Source organism: Streptomyces sp. MB09-01 (assembly GCF_033794505.1).
Classification (GTDB): domain Bacteria; phylum Actinomycetota; class Actinomycetes; order Streptomycetales; family Streptomycetaceae; genus Streptomyces.
In genome coordinates this window covers 1-18,190 of sequence record NZ_JARAYQ010000177.1, presented here as the reverse complement: position 1 = coordinate 18,190, position 18,190 = coordinate 1, and the positions used below count along the sequence as shown (strand labels likewise).

Genomic DNA, 18,190 nt, shown 5'->3' with positions numbered 1-18,190 from the left:
AAGACCTCCGTGCGTGGTGTGGAGCCTAGACACCTCCACCACACCGGAGGTCTTCGCCATGATCAAGACCCGACACTGTTAACAACGCTCGTGATCAATCCAGCTAGTCCGCGATCGGACCGGCCAGATCGACGTCCGCCTCGTACAGGAGCCGCTGGTCGCTGGTCGAGGTCAACGGGCGGCTCCTTGGCCTGGCCCTGCAACGTACCCCTCCACCTGCCGGCGGAAGAACCCAAGCGCTTCAGCGACCGACTTCGTGCCCTTGAGCTGCTTGACCAGCTACCTGCCCGCGCCCTTGGGCGCGGGGCGGGTGAACGCCTTCTGCACCGCCTTTTCCAGGCCGCCCCACCCGAAGATCATTTCGTCAGGAGTTTTAAGCGATAGGCGCATGGTCAAGGGGCGGGGCGCAGGTCGGTGATGAGGCGGAAGCGTTGCAGGACCACTGGCGTCGCGTCGTTCACGGTGAACTCGGGGTCCTCCAACGCGGCACGCATCTCTTCGCTGTGCCAGAACTCCTCGTGGCCCGCACGCCATTGGGCCACGCTGGTGTCCCCCTCCCCTTCGTCCACGACGTGCGCGAGGTCTACCTGTGCCAGTGGGGCGACGCGCACTCCGGTCACCTCGATGATCGCGACCGGACGTTCGTCTGAGTCGATGACCACCGAACGACTCCCGACTTCCGGCAGGGGTTCTCCCTCGTGCTCGTAGTCGACGACGAGCGTAGTCGTGGAGGTCTTCGAACCGTCAAGGATCGCCGCGACGAGCCGGTCGCGCAGGGGACCGGGGAAGGCGAACTCCGCCCTGTCCATGGAGGCGAAGTCGGCGGGGCCTGAGGCGGGGTCAGACGACATGAGAGCACAGTAACGGCACATTCCACACAAAGTCGACAGGCGTGGGGCGTGACACGGTGAGGGCAACACAAGCATTTGCGCCCCGCTCGCCGTCCGGCCGTCAGGGCCTGCGGTCGGGGCAGCAGGTCATCGCGAACCCGATACGAGCCCACGGAGCGCATCCCAACCCTGCTTACCGGGTCGGCAGAAGTACGACGATCTCGCTGGAGTCGGGCTTCGTACGCGGGCGCCGCTGGTCAGGCCGTAGCGGTGTCCAGTCCTGTCTGCTGGTTGCGACCCCGCACCCCGGCCTGGGCGCAGGGACAGGCGCGTGGTTGTCGGGCATTCTCGCGCGATCGCTGCCTGCGTGCCGGGGCGGCGGTACGGTCGCGGGAACGGAAACGCGAGCGTGGGGGTGGTGGGGATGCTGGAGGCGGCGTTGGCGGCAGTGGCCGTGGCAGGCGGCACCGCGGTGGTGCAGGCGGCGGGTACTGACGCGTGGAACGGGCTGCGGTCCCGGGTGGCCCGGCTGCTGGGCCGCGGGGATCCGGCGCTGGAGCAGGCGGAGCTGGAACGCCTGGACCGGACGGCCACCGCCCTGCGGGAGCTGGAGCCAGCCGAGGCGGACCGGGTACGGATCCGTCAGGAGGCTTCCTGGCAAACCCGCTTCGAGGTGTTGTTGGAGAGCGTGAGCGATACGCACGAACGCGCCCGCCTCGCCGAGGGACTGCGAGCCCTGATCGACGAACAGTCCACGCACACAGGCGGCGGCAGTGGTGTTGCGGGCAACGTCTTAAACGGCCCCACCGCCTTCCAGACCGGGGACAACAGCCGGATGGACAACCACTTCGGGACCGGGTCCTGAACGGCCCCGCCGCCGACCCCGAAGACATTCGAGGAAGCGGCGGGAACACGTTCAACGGACCCGCCGCCGGCCAGTACGGCGACCACAGCACGCAGAACAACTACTTCCCCACCACGCGCCCCCTGGTGTCCTGGCCGCACCAGGTCGGCGTGATCCCGCGGCGTGCCGACTGCTTCCAGCTCCGCCACGCGGCGGACCAGGTCGGCGCGGCCCTGGCTGACGGGGACACCGCGGTCCTCGTCGGCCAGGTACTGGCCGGTGCGGGCGGAGTCGGCAAGACGCAGCTCGCCGCCGACCACGCGCGCCGCGCCTGGCACTCGGGTGCCGCGGAACTCCTGATCTGGATCACCGCCAGCACTCGGACGGCGATCATGTCCGGGTACGCGCAGGCCGCTGCCGAGGTCCTGCCCGTGCCCCCGGAGAACCCCGAGGATGCCGCAAGGGCGTTCCTGGCCTGGCTCGAACCCCGGGCCACGGCGACGCCACGGCGCTGGCTGATCGTCCTGGACGACGTGTCCGCCCCCGCCGACCTCTCCGGTCTGTGGCCGCCGGACAGCCCGCACGGCGCCACGGTGGTCACCACCCGCCGGCGCGACGCCGCCCTCAGCGGCCCCGGCCGACGCCAGGTACCGGTAGGCATGTTCACCCCCGACGAGGCCACCTCGTACCTGCGGGCGGCCCTCGCCGAACGCGACCGCCACGAACCCGACCAGCACCTCGCGCACCTGGCCGCCGACCTCGGCCACCTCCCCCTGGCCCTGTCCCAGGCGGCCGCCTACCTCATCGACGCCGAACTGGACTGCGCCACCTACCGCCGGCGCCTGGCCGACCACACCCGCCGCCTGGCCGACCTGCTTCCCGATACCGACGCCCTGCCCGACGACCAGACCACCAGCACCGCCGCGGCCTGGTCGCTGTCCATCGACCGCGCCGACCGACTCCGACCGGCCGGCCTGGCCCGGCCCATGCTCGAAGTCGCCGCGATGCTCGACCCCAACGGCATCCCCGCCCCCGTCCTGACCAGCCCACCCGTGCTGGCCTTCCTCGCCGAACACCGCACCCACAGCACACCAGGCAACGACCCGGCCGCGCCCATCACCGCGGAGCAGGCGTACGACACACTGCGGGTGCTGCACCGGCTGAGCCTGATCGACCACACCCCCGGAACCCCCCAGCAGGCCGTCCACGTGCACCAGCTGATCCAGCGTGCCGTCCGGGAACCCCTGCCCACCGACCGGCACGACCGGCTCGCGCGTACCGCCGCCGACGCCCTGACCGCCACCTGGCCCGACGTGGAACGGGACACCGCCCTTGCCCGGGCCCTGCGCGCCAACACCGCCGCCCTCACCCGCCACGCGCCAGAAGCCCTCTATCAGCCCGAGGCCCACACCGTGCTCTACCGCACCGGTGCAAGCCTTGGCGAGGCCGGCCAGGTCACCGCCGCCACCGCGTACTTCCGCCACCTCGCCGACACCGCGCACACGCGCCTCGGCCCGGACCACACCAACACCCTCGCCGCCAGGTACAACCTCGCCTACTGGCGGCGGCGGGCGGGAAATGCGGACGGCGCCGCCGACTTCGAGCAGTTGCTGGAGGACACGCTCCGGGTGCTGGGCCCGGATCACCCCAACACCCTGGCCGCACGCAGTAACCTCGCCCATTGGCAGGGGCAGGCGGGAGACGCAGCAGCAGCAGCCGCCTCGCTCGCCGAGTTGCTGGAGGACAGACTGCAGGTGCTGGGCCCGGACCACCCCTACACCCTCACCGCTCGGCACAACCTTGCCTACTGGCGGGGGCGGGCGGGAGATATGGACGGCGCCGCCGACTTCGAGCAGTTGCTGGCAGACATGCTGCGGGTGCTGGGCCCGGACCATCCCGACACCCTCAGCGTTCGGAGCAGCCTCGCCCGGTGGCGGGGGGAGGCGGGGGATGCAGATGGTGCTGCAGCCGATTTCGAGAATTTGCTGCCCGACAGGCTGCGGGTGTCGGGCGCGGACCATCCCGACACCCTCACCACCCGACACGACCTTGCCCACTGGCGGGGGCGGGCGGGAGATGCAGACGGTGCCGCCGCCGACTTCGAACAGTTGCTGCCCGACATGCTGCGGGTGCTGGGCCCGGACCACCCCGACACCCTCACCACCCGACACGACCTCGCCTACTGGCGGGGCCGGGCAGGCGATGCACACGGCGCCGCCGCCGACTTCGAGCAGCTGCTGCCCGACAGGCTCCGGGTGCTGGGCCCGGACCACCCCGACACCCTCACCACCCGCCACAGCCTTGGCCGGTGGCGGGGGGAGGCAGGGGAAGCGGATGGTGTCGCCGCCTCGCTCGCCGAGTTGTTGCCCGACAGGGTTCGGGTGTTGGGCCCGGACCACCCCGACACCCTCACCACCCGACACGACCTCGCCTACTGGCGGGGCCGGGCAGGCGATGCACACGGCGCCGCCGCCGACTTCGAACAGTTGCTCCCCGACAGGCTCCGGGTGCTGGGCCCGGACCACCCCGACACCCTCACCACCCGCCACGACCTTGCCCACTGGCAGGGGCGGGCGGGGGATCCGGCCGGCGCCGCCGCCGCGCTCGCCGAACTGCTGGCCGACCGAATGCGGGTGCTGGGCCCGGACCACCCCCACACCCTCACCACCCGACACAACCTCGCCCACTGGCGGGGAGAGACAGGCGGGGCAGAGGCAGTGTTCGGTAACGACCTCCCCGTCGCGTAGTACACGCGGGCCTGGCCCCGACGGCGGATGGCCTTGGCGCCCCCGCTTCCGCCCGAATGCGGAGCGGTCAGGGCGCTTGCAGGGGTTCGATGTTGCCCAGGGCGGTCGGCAGTTCGCGACCGCCCGCCGGGGGCGGATGTAGGCGCGGCGGGTCCAGCGCGGTCCGGCGTGGGTGGCGACCTCCTCGCGGACGACGGCCATCAGTTCACCCTCGATGCCGGCGGCGATGTCGCGGACCCGGCGGCCGAGCAGCGGGTGTTCCTCGCGTCCGAGGCCGAGGTCGCGACCGCTGTTCTTCACGCTCCTCCGGACCGAAGGCCAGGCGCCGTAAGGTGGAGTGGAGGCCGTCGACCCCGACCACGAGGTCGAAGGCGCGGGATGGCCCGTGGGGACATCGACCGGCTGCCGGCCAACCATTTTCACCGCATTTCGCTCCGCTGATCGAACCGACGCTCAGCACCGGTGTCGAAGCGCTGGTCGTGGCCTCGTTGATCTGGCTGCAGCGGCCCTGAGCCGCACGTCGGGCCCACGCCCCGGCACCCCCGTATCCGCCCCGGCCGTGGCCGCCTGACACGATCACGGAATGACACACGGGGAAACGCATGAGCACATACGCGACCAGGAAGCCGAGTTGGCGGCCGCTGCCGAGGCCGGACAGGACGGCGCGTACCGCGCCTACGCCACATTCCTCGGCAAGAGCGGCCGGATGGACCAGGCCCTGCCCTGGTGGGCCAAGGCCGCCGAGCACGGGGACGCAGATGCGGCGCGCACGCTCGCGATCTGCCACAAGGACCGCTGGGAGTTCGCCGAAGCCGAGCGCTGGTACCGCAGCGCTGCCGACCGTGACGGCGGCTGCGCCTTTGGGCTCGCCACACTCCTGAAAGAGTCCGGCGACCAGGACGGAGCACAGGAGTGGTACGCGCGGGGAGCCGCACTCGGCCACGTCCAGAGCCTCACCAACGGCGCGGTGCTCAAGGCCGCCCGCCACGGTGCCTTCGCCGAAGCACAGGCGCAGCTGGACGAGGCGGCCGAGCTGGGTGACCGTAAGGCGGCCTCGGCCCGTCAGGTGATCGAGAACATCGTCGACGACCTTGAGCTCTGGGAGGAGCGGCTCGCGCGGGCGGAGGCGGACGGGGACGCCGAGGCCGCGTTCGAGGCGCTGAGTCCGCTGCGGGACCCGGAGTACGCGGGCATGTTCACGTACTACCCGAGCACGATCCGCGCGGCGGAGGCTCTCTACGCGCGAGCTGCGGCGGTCGGCTCGCACCAGGCCCTGATTGAGCAGGCCATCCTGGTGGCCCGCGACAGCGACCGGATCGAGGAGGCGCGCGCCCTGGCCGTACGGGCGCACGAGCTCGGCTACTCGGGTGCGGCCTACGTCCTGGGTGTCTGGGCCTTCGAGCGCGGTGACCAGCGCACGGCCGAGCATTGGTTCGAGACGGCGGCCGCAGCACCCGATGGTCACGACTACGCCCGCTTCTACCTCGGTCTGATCGGCATCATGCAGCGGCGGCTGGACGAGGCCGAGCGATGGCTGCGTCTCACCGGCGACACCGAGGACGAGAACGAGAACGATCAGTACGGCGGCCTGCCCAAGATGTTCGTCGAGCAGCTCGAGGAGATCGCGGCGATTCGCGCCGACCCCGCCCGGCTGCCCGACCCCGAACTCGCGGCGCGCCTGCCCGAGTTGCGGGCGGCCGCGGAGTCCGGCGGTGCCGAGGAGTGCTTCGCGTACGCCGATGCACTCGACCGTCTCTACCGGCTGCCCGACGCCGCCGACTGGTACCGCAAGACCGGCACTCCGCGCGGACTGCTCGAGCTCGGCCGCATGCTGCAGGGCTGCCAGGCCGACGAGACCCTGCTCGTGCCGTACTTCGAGCCGGCCGCCGAGGCCGGGGACGCGGGGGCTGCGTACAGCCTGGCCGGGATCCACACCCACGCGAAGAACAAGCGGGCCGCCGGCATCTGGACGCTGAAGGCCGCGGAGCTCGGTCACGTGAGGGCAGCCTGGGGCGTCGGCTGGACCTCCGGAGAGCGGGGCGGCGACCCGCAGTTCGCGGAGCGCTGGTATGTGCGCGCCGCCGAGGGCGGTCTGGCGCGGCCCGCGTTCCTGGCCGGTCGCAGCATGGTGCGCTGGGGGCGGTACGCCGAGGCCGAGCGGTGGCTCGTGAAGGCGTGGGAGAACGACATCCCCGAGGCGGCGTACCACCTCGGCAGGGCGCTGCGCCGGCTCGGACGCACCGCGGAGGCCGAACAGTGGCTGCGCCGCGCGGTGGAGCGCTCCGGCGACTTCGACCCACCGCGCGGACCGCTCGAACGGCGCGTCGATCCCCGTCCCGAGCTGGCCGAGCTGCTCGTCGAGGCGGAGCGCGACGAGGAGGCCGCGCCACTCGTCGCGGACATCCTCGCCGAGTACCCGGGCCACCTCGCCGGCCACCGCCTCGCCGGCCGACTGGCCCGGCGCCGCGGCGACCTGGCCACGGCCGAACAGCACTTCGCGCAGATCGAGGAGCGGGACTCCGACCCCGGTACGCGGATGAGCCTGCGGGAGGTCCGTGAGCTGCTGGCTCAGGTGACGCACGAACACTGAGCGGCGAAGTAGCCGGAGCGGAGTGGCCGGCGCGGTGGGGAGTCAGTTCTGCACAGGCTCCTCGGGGACCTGATGTCCCAGCGTCGGCAGCACATCGTCGAAGAAGGGACGGTCGCCGGCGAACGTGGGGCGCAGTCCGGTGAACTCCTCGGCGGTGACCCAGCGGGCCTCGGGCTACTCACTCATTTTGTGACTGTGTCAACGACCGGGGACCCGTAAGCCGGGTAGCCGGGAGATCCACTCGTAGGAGGCGCTCGCCGGGGTATTCCTCACACAAGCGGCCAAAGCGGCCAAAGCGGCATCGGCGGCCGGCAAGCCTGAGCTGCGGGGTCACGGCAGAGCACGGCGTCCGTCTGCTTCATGGGTGCTCGTGTAACGTGCCGCTGAGGGTGGCGGCATGGAGTTGCCCGTGCCGCTCGCCCTCGCCCAAGCCGTGCCCCGCCTGCCGCACGGCGCGGTCGGGGTGTGGTGGTACGAGCCGAAGTTCGACGGCCACCGCGTCGTGATGGAGCGCACCGAGGAGACCGTCCGGCGCCGTCGCACGGATGCAGCTGCCAGCGGGCACCGTCCTGGACGGCGAGTCGGTGAGCTGGAGCAGCGGCCGGCTCGACTTCGCCGCCGTGCAGGCCCGGGCCGCATCTGGTTCGGACCGGTCGCGCGCCCTGCGGCCCGCCTGCCCGCCTCGTACGCGGTGTGGGACGTCCTGAACCACCCCACGCTGGGAGACGTCCGCGGCCGCCGCTACTCGCCAGCCGGTGCGGGAGTGGACCGCAAGCGGTTCCTCCAGCTCGGCGCGGGCCTGATCGTGGCAGCGGGCGTCACCCTCGCCGGCCGGACCCTCGCCATCGCCGGCGAGCAGCGCGCGGGCTCCCGGCTGGTCGACTTCTACGACTGCAGGGGCAAGCCCGACGGCAACTACATCCACCCCTACGACTGCACCAAGTTCATGAGCTGCGTCGCCGGACAGTACGCCTACGAGCGCAACTGCGCCGACTGCCGGGCCCTGCGGACCGGTGTCTCCCCTGTGCCGCTGGGCACATGACAACGGCGTCGCCGGTGGCGGTGGTAGCCGACGAGAGGTTTTCTACGCTTCAGCTACGCTTGCTCCTTCCTTGAGGCGATCAGCCGGCAGGCCTCACACTCGGGGTCATGTCACGACGTGGGGTGAGGGTACGAGCCAGCATGGCGCTGGTGACGATGCTGACGGTGTCGGTGACGGCGTGTCAGGACGGACTGTCCTCGGCAGGCCCCTCCGGAGGCTCATCGGGCGGTTCTGCGCCTCGGTCCTCGGGCAGTTCCTCAGGTGGTTCCCCGTCCCAGAGCAACGGGCGCGCGGAGTCCACGGCGACACCCTCGGCACCAGCGCACAAGAACCCAGGCACGCTCCCGGTCAAGCCGCCGGACAAGCAGGACCTGAAAGCCAAGCCTCCTCAGCCACCCGCGGGCGGCGATCAGGTCAAGCCGTTCGAGGAGGGTCTGCAGGGCAGGCTCTTCACCCGGGGCAGCCTGCGGCCCGGCAAGCCGAAGAGCAACGGGGACGAATTCCTCAACTGCGGGACACTCAACCCTGGGGCCGGCTTCTACGTGCTCCCTGAGGGGGAAAGGGCTTCCTTCAAGGCGTACGCCGTCCTCGCCGAATTCGCCTACCCGGAACAGAAGCCCGAGTACGGAACGCTGCCGGAACGCACGAACCAGAAGACTGCGCCGGGCGTCGTGGTGACCCCCGCCTCGGGGACCATCGAGATGGGCCAGAAGGTCGCGGTCCGGCTCAGTGGCACCTTCTGGCTGGGCCACAAGAAGTTCTATCTGATCGTGGAAAACGCGACTCGCACCAGCCGGCTCAGTGTGGGGTACATCTGCATAACCTGAGGATTCTCGCGGAACCCTTGCAAGGGTTCAGGCCGCAGCGAGACCGAGTCCGAAGAGCGGGCCCGTTCGGTCAGATCGAAGCTGACGCTCCGGGCGGCGCCGAGACTACCCGTTCGGGGCGACTGATCGACGCAACTCCATTAGCAGGGGCAGATGTTGTCGGCCTCTTTTTGGCTGAAACGAGCCGTGGACAAGGGCCGGGCAATGACGGCGAGCCACTGCTCCCGCGCGCCAGCAGGGCGTTTCCGGCGGGCGCTGGCGCCGGGCCCACTCTTCGTCGGCGGCCCGGACCACTGACTGCATTCCTTCGTGCTGCACCGGGCTTACGAAGACTGCGCCGCGTCGTCGGCAGCCCGCAGATCATGCGCGAGCAGCTTGAGTACCTGAACCGCATCGGCGCGCAGCCGCATGTCACCGTGCAGGTCCTCCCGCACAGCGCGGGAGGCCACCCGGGCGTCTCGGGACAGTTCTCCATCCTCGACTTCCCGGACGCTCCCGGGGCGGGGATGGTGTATCTGGAGCGGTTCACCAGCGACCTCTACCTGGAGAAACGATCCGACGTGCGGCACTTCAGTGCCATGTTCGACCACCTTCAGGCGCAGGCCCTGGACCCGGAGCGCACCCGCCACTTCATCACCCGCGCCGCTGAGGAGCTGCTGGGCGCCGTATCGCTGCCCGGCCGGGCGTGATCGCCGCCGCATCGGCCGCAGGTCACTGCGTCGCGTACAGCCGCTCGCGCAGGTACAGCAGGGCTGCGGTGTCGGCGACGGCGGCCAGGTCGGTCAGCAGGGTCCGGATGGCCGCGTCGTTGCCGTCGCGGACCGCCTGGACGATCTGCTCGACCGTCTTGCGTACGGACGGATCGATACCTGCCGGACCGGTCGGGGCCCAACCACGGCCGACCGGTCCGGCGGGCTTGCCGGGGCCGGCGCGCGCCGGGGTGCCTGGCACTGCCGTCATGTCACCTCTAAGAAGTCATCTCAATTGGCGAGTCGGCGGTAGCAGATCAGGGTGCACGCGATGCTGGTGAAGGCGAGGAAGTGGTCGGCCTTGCGTTCGTAGCGTCGGTGGAGGCGGCGGCAGCCGGCGAGCCAGGCCATAGTGCGTTCGATGGTCCAGCGGTGCCGGCCGAGCCGCTGAGAGGTCTCGACACCCTTGCGGGCGATGCGGTGCCGGATGCCCCGACGGGAGAGCCATTGCCGCAGGTGGCGGTAGTCGTATCCCTTGTCGGCGTGGAGTTTGCTGGGCTTGCGCCGACGTCGGCCGCGGCGCGAGCGGATCGGCGGAATGCCCTTCACGAGCGGGATCAGGGCCTGGCTGTCGTGCAGGCTGGCCCCGAAGATGCCGACGGATATGGGCAGACCCGACCGTTCCGTGATCAGATGGATCTTCGAGCCGTACTTGCCCCGGTCGACAGGATTCGGACCTGTCAGGCCCCCCTTTTCAAGGCCCTCATGTTCACCGAGTCGATCGCGCACCGCGACCAGTCCAGCTCACCGCGGGCGCCGAGCTCGTCGAGGACCACGCGGTGGAGCTTGGCCCACACCCTGGCCTTCGACCACTCCGAGAACCGCAGGTGGGCGGTCGCCCCGGACGGCCCGAACGACGCCGAAGGCAGCTGCTGCCAGGTACAACCCGACGTGGCCACGAACACGATCGCCGCCAGCACTTCCCGGTCGCCATGCCGACGCCGACCACCGCCCTGCGGCCGCGACGGCGCCTCCGGCACCACCCGCTGGAATAACTCCCACAACTCATCCGGCACCAACCGCTCAACGATCCCCACGCCGGGAGGCTACCGACCGCAAGGGAAGGGGCCGTAGTCAGTGGCCCATTCGGCGCTGCTCGTCGAACCGAAGCAGCACCCGTACCAGACGCCATACTCCGATCACCGCTCCGAGCAGTGCACCCCCTACCAACATGCCTCTCCCTACCGATCCAGAGAGGTCAAGGACCAGGACGAGAACCCAGGCGGCAGCAAAGATCACTCCAGCCAGCACGGCGGCAGTCACCAGGGCGAAAGCAATCTCCACCGTCATTGCGTCTTTTTCCCACCGCGACTCACGCCCCATGTCCATGGTGCAAGTCTCACATCGCGGTCAAGACACCGGGCCTGCGCCTGGCCTCCGATTTGTACGGGCGGCTTGATCGCCAATTGAGATGACTTCTTAGGCAGAGGGACCGCGGGCCGTGGCGGGGCCGTCGACGACTCGCGCTTCCAGCCGTGCCAGGACCGCTGCGACCAGGCTGGGCGCGACGGCAACGCGACCCGACTCCCCAACCACGACCGCATGACTGCAGCTCGATTGCACGCGCTGACAGCAGACGGCTGAGCGCGGCCAGCTGAGCAGGGCCAGTTCGCAGCTGTGCCCCGACCTCATGAGGCCGGGGCACAGCGGGCAGCAGGGACCGTACGGTCAAGAACCGGCGACCTGCTTGCGTCGCTGCAGGGTTCGGTGGACAGGCGGTGTCAGGACCGCACCCACGATGAACCCGGCTACGACGCTCTTGCTTGCGATCACGATAAGCCCGATAACTGCGCACACAACCAAGCCGGTCACCATCAGACCAACAACCTTGGCCTTAGGGTTCAGCTGGTTCAGCCATTTAACTGCCGAGAAAGCCGTGAGATATACCGTGGAGCCGAAAGCGGCCGACGCCAGAGCGGTGAGAGTGTTCATTCCGCAACCTTTCAAAATCGGAAGCCGAGATGCATCTCTTCGGCTGCCAGGATCAGCCGTTCTCCCTCTTCGGGATCACTTGGCTGCCGGTCTGTTTACCTTCAGCATCCGTCGCCGGCGCTGCCACAGTAGATACCGCTTCCGGCCACGGCTGCCGCGGGCGACAGGGGCGCCATCGCGGGGTTGACCTTGAACTTGATGCACTGGTCGGTCGCGACCGCGTACCCCGCGATCCCCGCGAGGGACCGGCCCCCGACGACCGCGACCTGGTGCGGCAGCCATCCACAAGGGTTCCACCGAGAGCGAGGACCTTGGTCTCGTTCCTGTTGAAATACACGGTGCCGCTGACGATGCCCCAGGTGTAGTGGAGATCGGCCACCACGGGGAAGACGGTGTCGGCGCCGGTCTCAATGGTCTGGATGAGGGTGTCGCCCTCGAGGCTGTACCTGGTGGGAACGGACTTGCCGTTGGTGTCCTTCGCCCAGGGGGCATCAATGTGGCCCCGGGCGACAAGGCCTGCGCCGCCGGCCGAGGTGACGATGTCGTAGCCGCCATTCCCATCGGCCACCAGGCTGGCGCCCTCGGGGAGACCGAGGTCGAAGCGCTGCGTGGTGGGGGCGGCAGCGTCCCTGAGGGTGACCAGGGCGCGAGCGCCGCCGCCGACGGTGGCCTGCGTGGCAAGGTCGGTGTGCGCGGCCGCGTGGGGGTAAACGGTGGTACCGGCCGCCGAGGTGGTACCCACGGCGTCGACCGTAGCGGGCAGGCCTAACGTCACAGCGGAGCCGTCGGAAGCCGCCACGCTCACCCGCCTTTTAGCACGGGCCGGGGTGGTCACGATGACAGACCCCCGGTCCGTCGCCATCACCGTGCCCTTGGTGCTGTCACCGGCAACGTCGGTGGTGCCAGTGGCTCTCTGAACTGCGGCCACAGCCTGATCGGCCGTGGAGACGGCGGACCCGCTGGCGGCGAACGCCGGAATTACCGTACCGGCTATCAGTGCAGTGGTAAGCGGCGCAGCATGAACCGAGCTCTTTATCTTCACGTGGTCATCTCTGAGGTGCGGTTAGGGAATCCGATGCTGGTCATCAGCTTCCGGTAGTCGACGGCCGGCACCGCGTTGGGCAGGGGGCATCAGTAGTCGTAGAGCTTCTTGGCGTCAGCGGAGTACCGGACGTAGGGCATGGAGAAGGCGCATCCGCGACTCACGAACACCCCCGCCGGCGCAGAACGCTCAATGAGTGAGGTGTTGCGCCCATCCCCCGGCGGAGGTGTGCTGGTAGGGCTTTGTGTGGCCTTGTCAGATTGTCTTGAGGTCCCTGCGGCAGTAGGCCCAGAGTCCTGCTGTGGCGATGACCGTCGTGTACAGGAAGAAGACCACTGTGGCTTCGGAGGGTGAGAGGTGGGATCCGATCAGCATCTTGACGAAGGAGCGGTCTTCACCTGAGTAGGCGGAGGCATCTGTGAGCATCGCCCGGCCGGCAGCGAAGGGCAGCCAGTTCCCGATACCGTCCAGGCAGGGGAGGCGTCCCAGCAAGGCGCCAATGAGGCGTTCGACGATCAGCGGCCACAGGACCAGGATGAGGATGGGAAGGATCCGGCTGCGCAGCAGGGAGATCACTGCCATGCACAGCAGTGCCCAGCATCCCATCCAGGCGACGAACCGTACGGCGGGCAGCAGGACTGAGAGCCAGGCGGGTTGTGGAGCGCCGATGAGGGCCAGGGCTGCCGCGTAGGAGAGTGCTCCCAGCAAGACGCTGGTGGCCGCCACGGCGCATGCGACGCTGAAGCCGACCGTGCATTTCGCTGTGTATGCGGTTCGGGGGCCGTTCACGGCCAGCCAGGTCGTTCTTGCGGCGCCGGTGACTAGATCGGTTGAGACCGGTCCTGTCCCGATGGCGAGCATGAAGAAGCACAGGGCTGGTACTTGGGTCGACAGCGGAGCCCAGGTGATCGAGTCAGCCGCTATGAGCGGGTTGGCAGTGTTCTGCCCTTCGGCGTCCAGCAGAACGTTCAGGCCGGTCAGCAGGCTGAGGAGGGCAACGACGCCGAGGAGGACCCAGGTCGAACGGAGGGCGGTCAGGTGCCGCCATTCGTACAGGCAGGCCCTGAAGAACGCGCTGGCGGGTGCAATGGGCGTCGGGGGCCCCATCGTGGCGCGTGTCACGAGATCTTGAACTCCTCTTCCGCGACGTCGAGGTAGAAGTCCTCCAGTGAAGGCTTCTCCTCGTGGAGCCAGTACAGGGGCACTCCGGCTTTTAGTGCCAGATTGCCGATCTGGACGCGGTCCAGTCCGGTGATGGTGGCGTCTTGTTCTCCTGTGGGTTCGAGGAGCCCACCGTGGGCCGCGATCACGTCGGAAAGTACATTCAGGTCAGGGGCTTGTACGGTCGTCTTACGCCGACGAGCCGCATGTTCCACGACCTCCCGCATCGTTGCCGTGGCCGCGATGCGCCCGCGGGTGAGGACCAGGACACGGTCGGCCAACTGCTCCATTTCGCCCAAGAGGTGACTTGACACCAGGACCGCCTTGCCGGCGGCCGCTTGATCGCGCAGGAAGTGCCGCAGCCAGTGGAGTGAATGGGGATCGAGGCCGTTGGCGGGCTCGTCGAGGATCAACACGGGAGGATCTCCGAGGAGGGCCTGAGCGATCCCCACCCGCTGAGCCATGCCGAGCGACAGCTCGGCCAGACGGAGGTTGGTTGCGCCGGCGAGCCCCACTGATTCCAGCAGCTCGTCCACGCGTGCTTCGTGGGCTCCGGATCCGGCTGCCACCATGCGTAGGTGGGCGCGTACGCGGTGACCCGGATGCCCTGCCACACCACCCAGTACAGCGCCCACAACGGAGCCCGGGGATCCCCACTCGAGCAGCGGCCTGCCAAGGTACAGGGTGCGCCCTTCCCCTCTCAGCAGGCCTAGCATCAGCCGAATCGCGGTGGTTTTCCCTGCACCATTGGCACCGCCGAAGCCAGTTACTTCACCGGCGCGCAGGGTGAACGAGACATCACTCAGGACTGGTTTGGGGCCGAAAGACCGGCCGAGGCCCTGGGCTTCAACAAGGGTGCTGTCCTCTTGCACTCGGGGTGTTTCCTCCAGGAGCCGGCCAAGGTCGTGGTGGCTGGCCGGCAGCGGTGCCGTACTCATGTCGTTGAACCATTCATGTGCGCTCTGTGTCGCGTGTGCCGCATGGAGCGGGGCCATCGGGGCAGCCTGGGCAGACGTGGGAGCCGGAGGGGCCCCGTTCGCCCCTCTTTCCCGTTCGACTACTGCAGCACAAGAGCAGTCAGCTGCCAGGCGAACACGGAATGCGCAAGGACGCATGTCCACCATGCTGCGCGCCCCCGCGTCCCGTGGAGGTGCACGGTGAGCCATCCTGCAGCCAGGAGAAGCACGGTCAGGGTGACCAGAGCCCAAGACAGCGCGAGCCAGAGCGTTGAGAGATCTGTGATGACTCTCAGCGCTGCGAGCGGCGCCAGCGCCAGAAGAGGCAGGGCCCACGTGGCTTCTGTCGCTGCTTTCGAGGTGTGATCGGTCTCGGCCATCGAAGCCGTCCCCCTTCATTTCCTGGACCCCGGCAGGGGCTGGGCATGCGCGGTGAGACCCAGCCCCTGCCAGTCAGTCAGTACTCGCTACCGCAGAACGTGCTGCGATCAGTGCAGGGCGTTCCAGATGTCGATGGCGGTAAGCCCCGGGGCAATGGCGTTGACCGGAAGCTTCTGCCACCACTCCAGACCGTCCCACCACGCCTTGAAGACGGCGAAGTTGCTGCCGATGGCCTTGCCAAAGCCGCTGATCTTGCTGAGGGCGGCCCGGATCGCGGACCACTTGCTCGCGGTCGCGGTCTCGCCGTTGGCGATCGAAGAAGGCATGCCGGAGCGCAGGCGATGTTTTGCACGCACAGCCCACGCGTCGCGGTCTTCTTCCCCGCCATTTCCCCCGTTTCGCCGAAGATCGGCCGGGGATGACTGGAAGAACGTAACCAGCTGACTGAAGATGATCAATTGACGGTCACGTAAATGAGTCATGGTCCGACACGCTGCGGAAACGTTGGACTTAGCGACGCGTCAGGACTCCATCAACCTTCGTCGAGAGCTGCCGGATTCGCGGCTGCCACAAACCAGCCAGACTATCCGCAACAAACGGCTTAAAACACTCATCGGTTCCTCCAAAATTCACCCCACATCCCACCCCGACTCCCATCAGGCGTAAATACGCGCATATCAGGATTCAGCACCCTATGTTCGCACCGAATGCCTGAATCTATTGACGAGAAATACCTCACCCGCGGCATAAATTCGCCGCCCATGGCTTGAAATCCCGGAATTCCGTGCGGCGGACCGGGCCTGCAGGCCGTACACCTGGACTGGGCGTGCTCCAGCCGTCTACGGCGGACGTCGCCATCCGCCGAGCCGCACCGACCGCGCGGTGAAGTCGGCGGTGCTAAGCATCGCCCTGCGGCGGGCCCTCGCTGCCCAAGACGTCGGTCACGCGCAGCGCGTGCTTGGCAGCCGACCAGGACCGTGCCGGAGGCTTCCTGCCAGGAGGCGTCGGTAGTGAGGCGGTCCAGGTCGCGGGCGACGGTGCGGGTGCCGGTGGTCTCGCCGATGCTCTGCACGCGGGCGGCGAGCAGCGGCCACTGGCGCGAGCCGACCAACAGGCCCGCCTCCCACACTGCACGAGCACGGGCAGCCGCAACCCAGCCGTGAACCGAGCCGGCGGCCACCGGACAGCCATCCCCCGGCAAAACGGGACGTGCCCACACCCCCGCCATCGATACTGGGGCGCATGGCCTCCTCGATCCGCCCTCCAGCACCGCGTCCGTGCGAAAGCTGCCCCTACCGGCGCGATGTACCGGCCGGCATCTGGGCGAGCGAGGAATACGACAAGCTCCGGACCTACGACGCCGACACCCCCGACCAGCCCCCACGCATCTTCCAATGCCACCAGAGCGACACGGGCAACGACAGCAGACGGATCTGTGCCGGCTGGGCCGGCTGCCACGACAGCGACAACCTCCTCGCCCTACGTATGGCAGTCCTCGACGGCCGCATCGACCCGGCCACCCACCAGGCCGTGGCCGACTACACCTCCCCAGTACCGCTGTTCCTCTCCGGCAGCGACGCCGCCGACCACGGCCAGAAAGGCCTCACCACACCCACCGAAAACGCCCGACGCATGATCGAAAAGATCAGTCACACCCGCCAAGACCTCCGATGACAGAACCCCGCGGGAAAGAGCCGGTGCGCCTACCGCAGCACGCACACGGATACACCGGTCACGGCCGGGACCCGCTGTCCGTGGCAAGCCAGTCCTAAGGCCCCTGGCCCTCGAAGATCCTCGCGGCGTACGAGCGAACCTCCTCCGACTCCAGCACCCACGGCCCCGGAAACACACCCGGAGGGCAGGACGGCCGGCCAGGGCCGAAGGCCATACGAACGCAGGTGACCACGAGGACCACCACGGCGGCGAGGAGCAGCGTCCACGCGGCCCGGCCGCAACCCGGCCCCCAAGCCGGCGTAGCGGGCACCGCAGTCCGGAAGGCGGCTGGTGCGCCCGGCCCGCGGCGCTCAACACGAGACCAAGCACGGTACCGGCGTAGAACTACCGCGGGCTCACCGCTCCTCCTCCTTCCACCCGGGAGGCATGTCTTACCGAGGCCGTACCCGCGCCGACAACGGCCAGCACCCGCGAAAGGACCCGACCTCCTGGCGGCCGCCATGCCGTCCTCCCGGTCCTCCGGGGAGCAGCACTCGGCATCTACCGGCCACGCCCCCGCCGTCTTGGCCGGGACGACCTGCTGCCAGCGGCGGGAACCACGGCCTCGGCCGGGACCGGCGGGCCGGGGGCCACCGCGGCGGGAAAACCCGAGTCGGCCGCTGCGGGCCCGCAGTACGGGACTTCGGCCCGGCCGCCGACGGACGGGTGCCGGTCAGGGCGGCGGCCTGGCGCAGCAGCACGGCCGCATCGGCAGCGGCCCCCGGGCCTTCGCCGCGGCGCCGGGGTGTTGCAGGCGCGTGGCCGCCTGGACGCGTCCCGTCGGAAGAGCTCGCACGCCCGCCGCCGCACCGCCGTCCTGCCGCACCCCGTACAACGGCCGCCGCGGCGGGCACGAGAGGCGACGCCCCCGCCAGCAACGCCAAGGACTGTGGCGTCGCCACCCTGCAGCGGCAGGGCGACGACGCCGTCAAGCGCCCGCTGCTCAGTAGTAGGCGACGTACAGGTCCCAGTCCAACCAGGACTCCTGGCAGTCGTAGTCCCACCACTTGCCCTTCGACATGCCGGATCGGCCGAACCTGTCGCACTCCGCGAAGGTCCAGAAGTCGTCGTAGAACTCCATGTTCCCCAGCGTCCCGAACTGCTGGCTGGCCGACACCGGGGAGGCCACGGCCGGTGATGCGGCCGGCGGCGTTGCTGCCGGAGCCGCGGCAGCGGCGGGGGTGAGGGTGATCCCGAGTGCGAGCGCGGCGGTGAGCCCCACGCTCCCGAGGACATTGCGCATGATGCGCATGCTGTTCTCCTTTGTTCCGGGTTTGCTGTCGGGTACAGAATCCGTCGACCCTGGTGCGGGATTCGACTCGTTTCGGGCTGTCCCGAATCAAGGGAGGTGGGCAGGATCACGGCGGGGGCAGGGG

The 18,190-nt window shown here is 69.2% G+C and carries 17 protein-coding genes; 7 read left to right on the top strand and 10 right to left on the bottom strand.

Annotated elements, in window-relative coordinates; genetic code table 11:
- Window positions 1-392: 392 nt before the first annotated feature.
- Window positions 393-851 (bottom strand): ASCH domain-containing protein, encoded by a 459-nt coding sequence (locus PV721_RS29935; protein ID WP_319729631.1) that lies wholly within the window; start codon window positions 849-851, stop codon window positions 393-395.
- Window positions 852-1,239: 388 nt separating this feature from the next.
- On the opposite strand from PV721_RS29935, the gene PV721_RS29930 reads away from it, so the two are divergent.
- The 6 genes from PV721_RS29930 to PV721_RS29905 all read left to right on the top strand — a co-directional run bounded on the left by PV721_RS29930 (window position 1,240) and on the right by PV721_RS29905 (window position 9,569).
- Window positions 1,240-1,695 (top strand): hypothetical protein, encoded by a 456-nt coding sequence (locus PV721_RS29930; protein WP_319729628.1) that lies wholly within the window; start codon window positions 1,240-1,242, stop codon window positions 1,693-1,695.
- Window positions 1,696-1,820: 125 nt separating this feature from the next.
- Entirely contained in the window at window positions 1,821-4,421 is a 2,601-nt protein-coding gene (locus PV721_RS29925; RefSeq protein WP_319729626.1) for a tetratricopeptide repeat protein, read from the top strand.
- A 583-nt stretch (window positions 4,422-5,004) separates the two neighbouring features.
- A complete protein-coding gene (locus PV721_RS29920) occupies window positions 5,005-7,011 on the top strand; it encodes a tetratricopeptide repeat protein (RefSeq protein WP_319729624.1) in 2,007 nt (668 codons plus the stop codon).
- A gap of 397 nt (window positions 7,012-7,408) precedes the next feature.
- Entirely contained in the window at window positions 7,409-8,053 is a 645-nt protein-coding gene (locus PV721_RS29915) for a hypothetical protein (RefSeq protein ID WP_319729622.1), read from the top strand.
- Between the two features lie 140 nt (window positions 8,054-8,193).
- Window positions 8,194-8,880, top strand: coding sequence for a hypothetical protein (locus tag PV721_RS29910; protein ID WP_319729619.1), 687 nt, complete (start codon window positions 8,194-8,196; stop codon window positions 8,878-8,880).
- 17 nt (window positions 8,881-8,897) lie between these two features.
- Entirely contained in the window at window positions 8,898-9,569 is a 672-nt protein-coding gene (locus PV721_RS29905) for a DUF5753 domain-containing protein (protein ID WP_319729618.1), read from the top strand.
- Window positions 9,570-9,591: 22 nt separating this feature from the next.
- Here the strand turns inward: PV721_RS29905 and PV721_RS29900 are convergent, their stop codons facing one another.
- From PV721_RS29900 to PV721_RS29865, 8 genes are all read right to left on the bottom strand, one after another.
- A complete protein-coding gene (locus PV721_RS29900) occupies window positions 9,592-9,840 on the bottom strand; it encodes a hypothetical protein (protein WP_319729616.1) in 249 nt (82 codons plus the stop codon).
- 20 nt (window positions 9,841-9,860) lie between these two features.
- Window positions 9,861-10,660 (bottom strand): IS5 family transposase gene (locus PV721_RS29895; RefSeq protein WP_416371211.1). Its coding sequence is split into 2 segments (ribosomal slippage): window positions 9,861-10,322 and window positions 10,325-10,660, totalling 798 coding nucleotides; the frame shifts between segments, so codons are not numbered across the junction.
- 43 nt (window positions 10,661-10,703) lie between these two features.
- A complete protein-coding gene (locus PV721_RS29890) occupies window positions 10,704-10,958 on the bottom strand; it encodes a DUF6332 family protein (RefSeq protein ID WP_319729614.1) in 255 nt (84 codons plus the stop codon).
- Between the two features lie 339 nt (window positions 10,959-11,297).
- Window positions 11,298-11,561 carry a hypothetical protein gene (locus PV721_RS29885; protein ID WP_319729612.1) on the bottom strand — a complete coding sequence of 88 codons (264 nt, stop codon included), beginning with the start codon at window positions 11,559-11,561 and terminating at the stop codon, window positions 11,298-11,300.
- A 52-nt stretch (window positions 11,562-11,613) separates the two neighbouring features.
- Window positions 11,614-12,603 (bottom strand): hypothetical protein, encoded by a 990-nt coding sequence (locus PV721_RS29880; protein WP_319729611.1) that lies wholly within the window; start codon window positions 12,601-12,603, stop codon window positions 11,614-11,616.
- 255 nt (window positions 12,604-12,858) lie between these two features.
- Complete coding sequence (locus tag PV721_RS29875) at window positions 12,859-13,725, bottom strand: hypothetical protein (RefSeq protein ID WP_319729608.1); 867 nt, start codon at window positions 13,723-13,725, stop codon at window positions 12,859-12,861.
- A complete protein-coding gene (locus tag PV721_RS29870; protein WP_319729606.1) occupies window positions 13,722-14,702 on the bottom strand; it encodes an ABC transporter ATP-binding protein in 981 nt (326 codons plus the stop codon). The genes PV721_RS29875 and PV721_RS29870 overlap by 4 nt, the downstream gene beginning before the upstream one ends.
- A gap of 506 nt (window positions 14,703-15,208) precedes the next feature.
- Window positions 15,209-15,583 carry a hypothetical protein gene (locus tag PV721_RS29865; RefSeq protein WP_319729604.1) on the bottom strand — a complete coding sequence of 125 codons (375 nt, stop codon included), beginning with the start codon at window positions 15,581-15,583 and terminating at the stop codon, window positions 15,209-15,211.
- Window positions 15,584-16,343: 760 nt separating this feature from the next.
- On the opposite strand from PV721_RS29865, the gene PV721_RS29860 reads away from it, so the two are divergent.
- Window positions 16,344-16,775: a DUF6283 family protein gene (locus tag PV721_RS29860; protein WP_319729603.1), complete on the top strand. Its 432-nt coding sequence runs from the start codon at window positions 16,344-16,346 to the stop codon at window positions 16,773-16,775.
- A gap of 982 nt (window positions 16,776-17,757) precedes the next feature.
- On the opposite strand, the gene PV721_RS29855 is transcribed toward PV721_RS29860, so the two are convergent.
- Window positions 17,758-18,066: a hypothetical protein gene (locus PV721_RS29855; RefSeq protein ID WP_319729601.1), complete on the bottom strand. Its 309-nt coding sequence runs from the start codon at window positions 18,064-18,066 to the stop codon at window positions 17,758-17,760.
- Between the last annotated feature and the right edge of the window lie 124 nt (window positions 18,067-18,190).

Coding starts and splice junctions, on each gene's coding strand:
- PV721_RS29935 (WP_319729631.1), bottom strand. CDS start 851: ATGTCGTCTGACCCCGCCTCAGGCCCCGCCGACTTCGCCTCCATGGAC.
- PV721_RS29920 (WP_319729624.1), top strand. CDS start 5,005: ATGACACACGGGGAAACGCATGAGCACATACGCGACCAGGAAGCCGAG.
- PV721_RS29915 (WP_319729622.1), top strand. CDS start 7,409: ATGGAGTTGCCCGTGCCGCTCGCCCTCGCCCAAGCCGTGCCCCGCCTG.
- PV721_RS29910 (WP_319729619.1), top strand. CDS start 8,194: ATGGCGCTGGTGACGATGCTGACGGTGTCGGTGACGGCGTGTCAGGAC.
- PV721_RS29900 (WP_319729616.1), bottom strand. CDS start 9,840: ATGACGGCAGTGCCAGGCACCCCGGCGCGCGCCGGCCCCGGCAAGCCC.
- PV721_RS29890 (WP_319729614.1), bottom strand. CDS start 10,958: ATGGACATGGGGCGTGAGTCGCGGTGGGAAAAAGACGCAATGACGGTG.
- PV721_RS29885 (WP_319729612.1), bottom strand. CDS start 11,561: ATGAACACTCTCACCGCTCTGGCGTCGGCCGCTTTCGGCTCCACGGTA.
- PV721_RS29870 (WP_319729606.1), bottom strand. CDS start 14,702: ATGAGTACGGCACCGCTGCCGGCCAGCCACCACGACCTTGGCCGGCTC.
- PV721_RS29865 (WP_319729604.1), bottom strand. CDS start 15,583: ATGACTCATTTACGTGACCGTCAATTGATCATCTTCAGTCAGCTGGTT.
- PV721_RS29860 (WP_319729603.1), top strand. CDS start 16,344: ATGGCCTCCTCGATCCGCCCTCCAGCACCGCGTCCGTGCGAAAGCTGC.
- PV721_RS29855 (WP_319729601.1), bottom strand. CDS start 18,066: ATGCGCATCATGCGCAATGTCCTCGGGAGCGTGGGGCTCACCGCCGCG.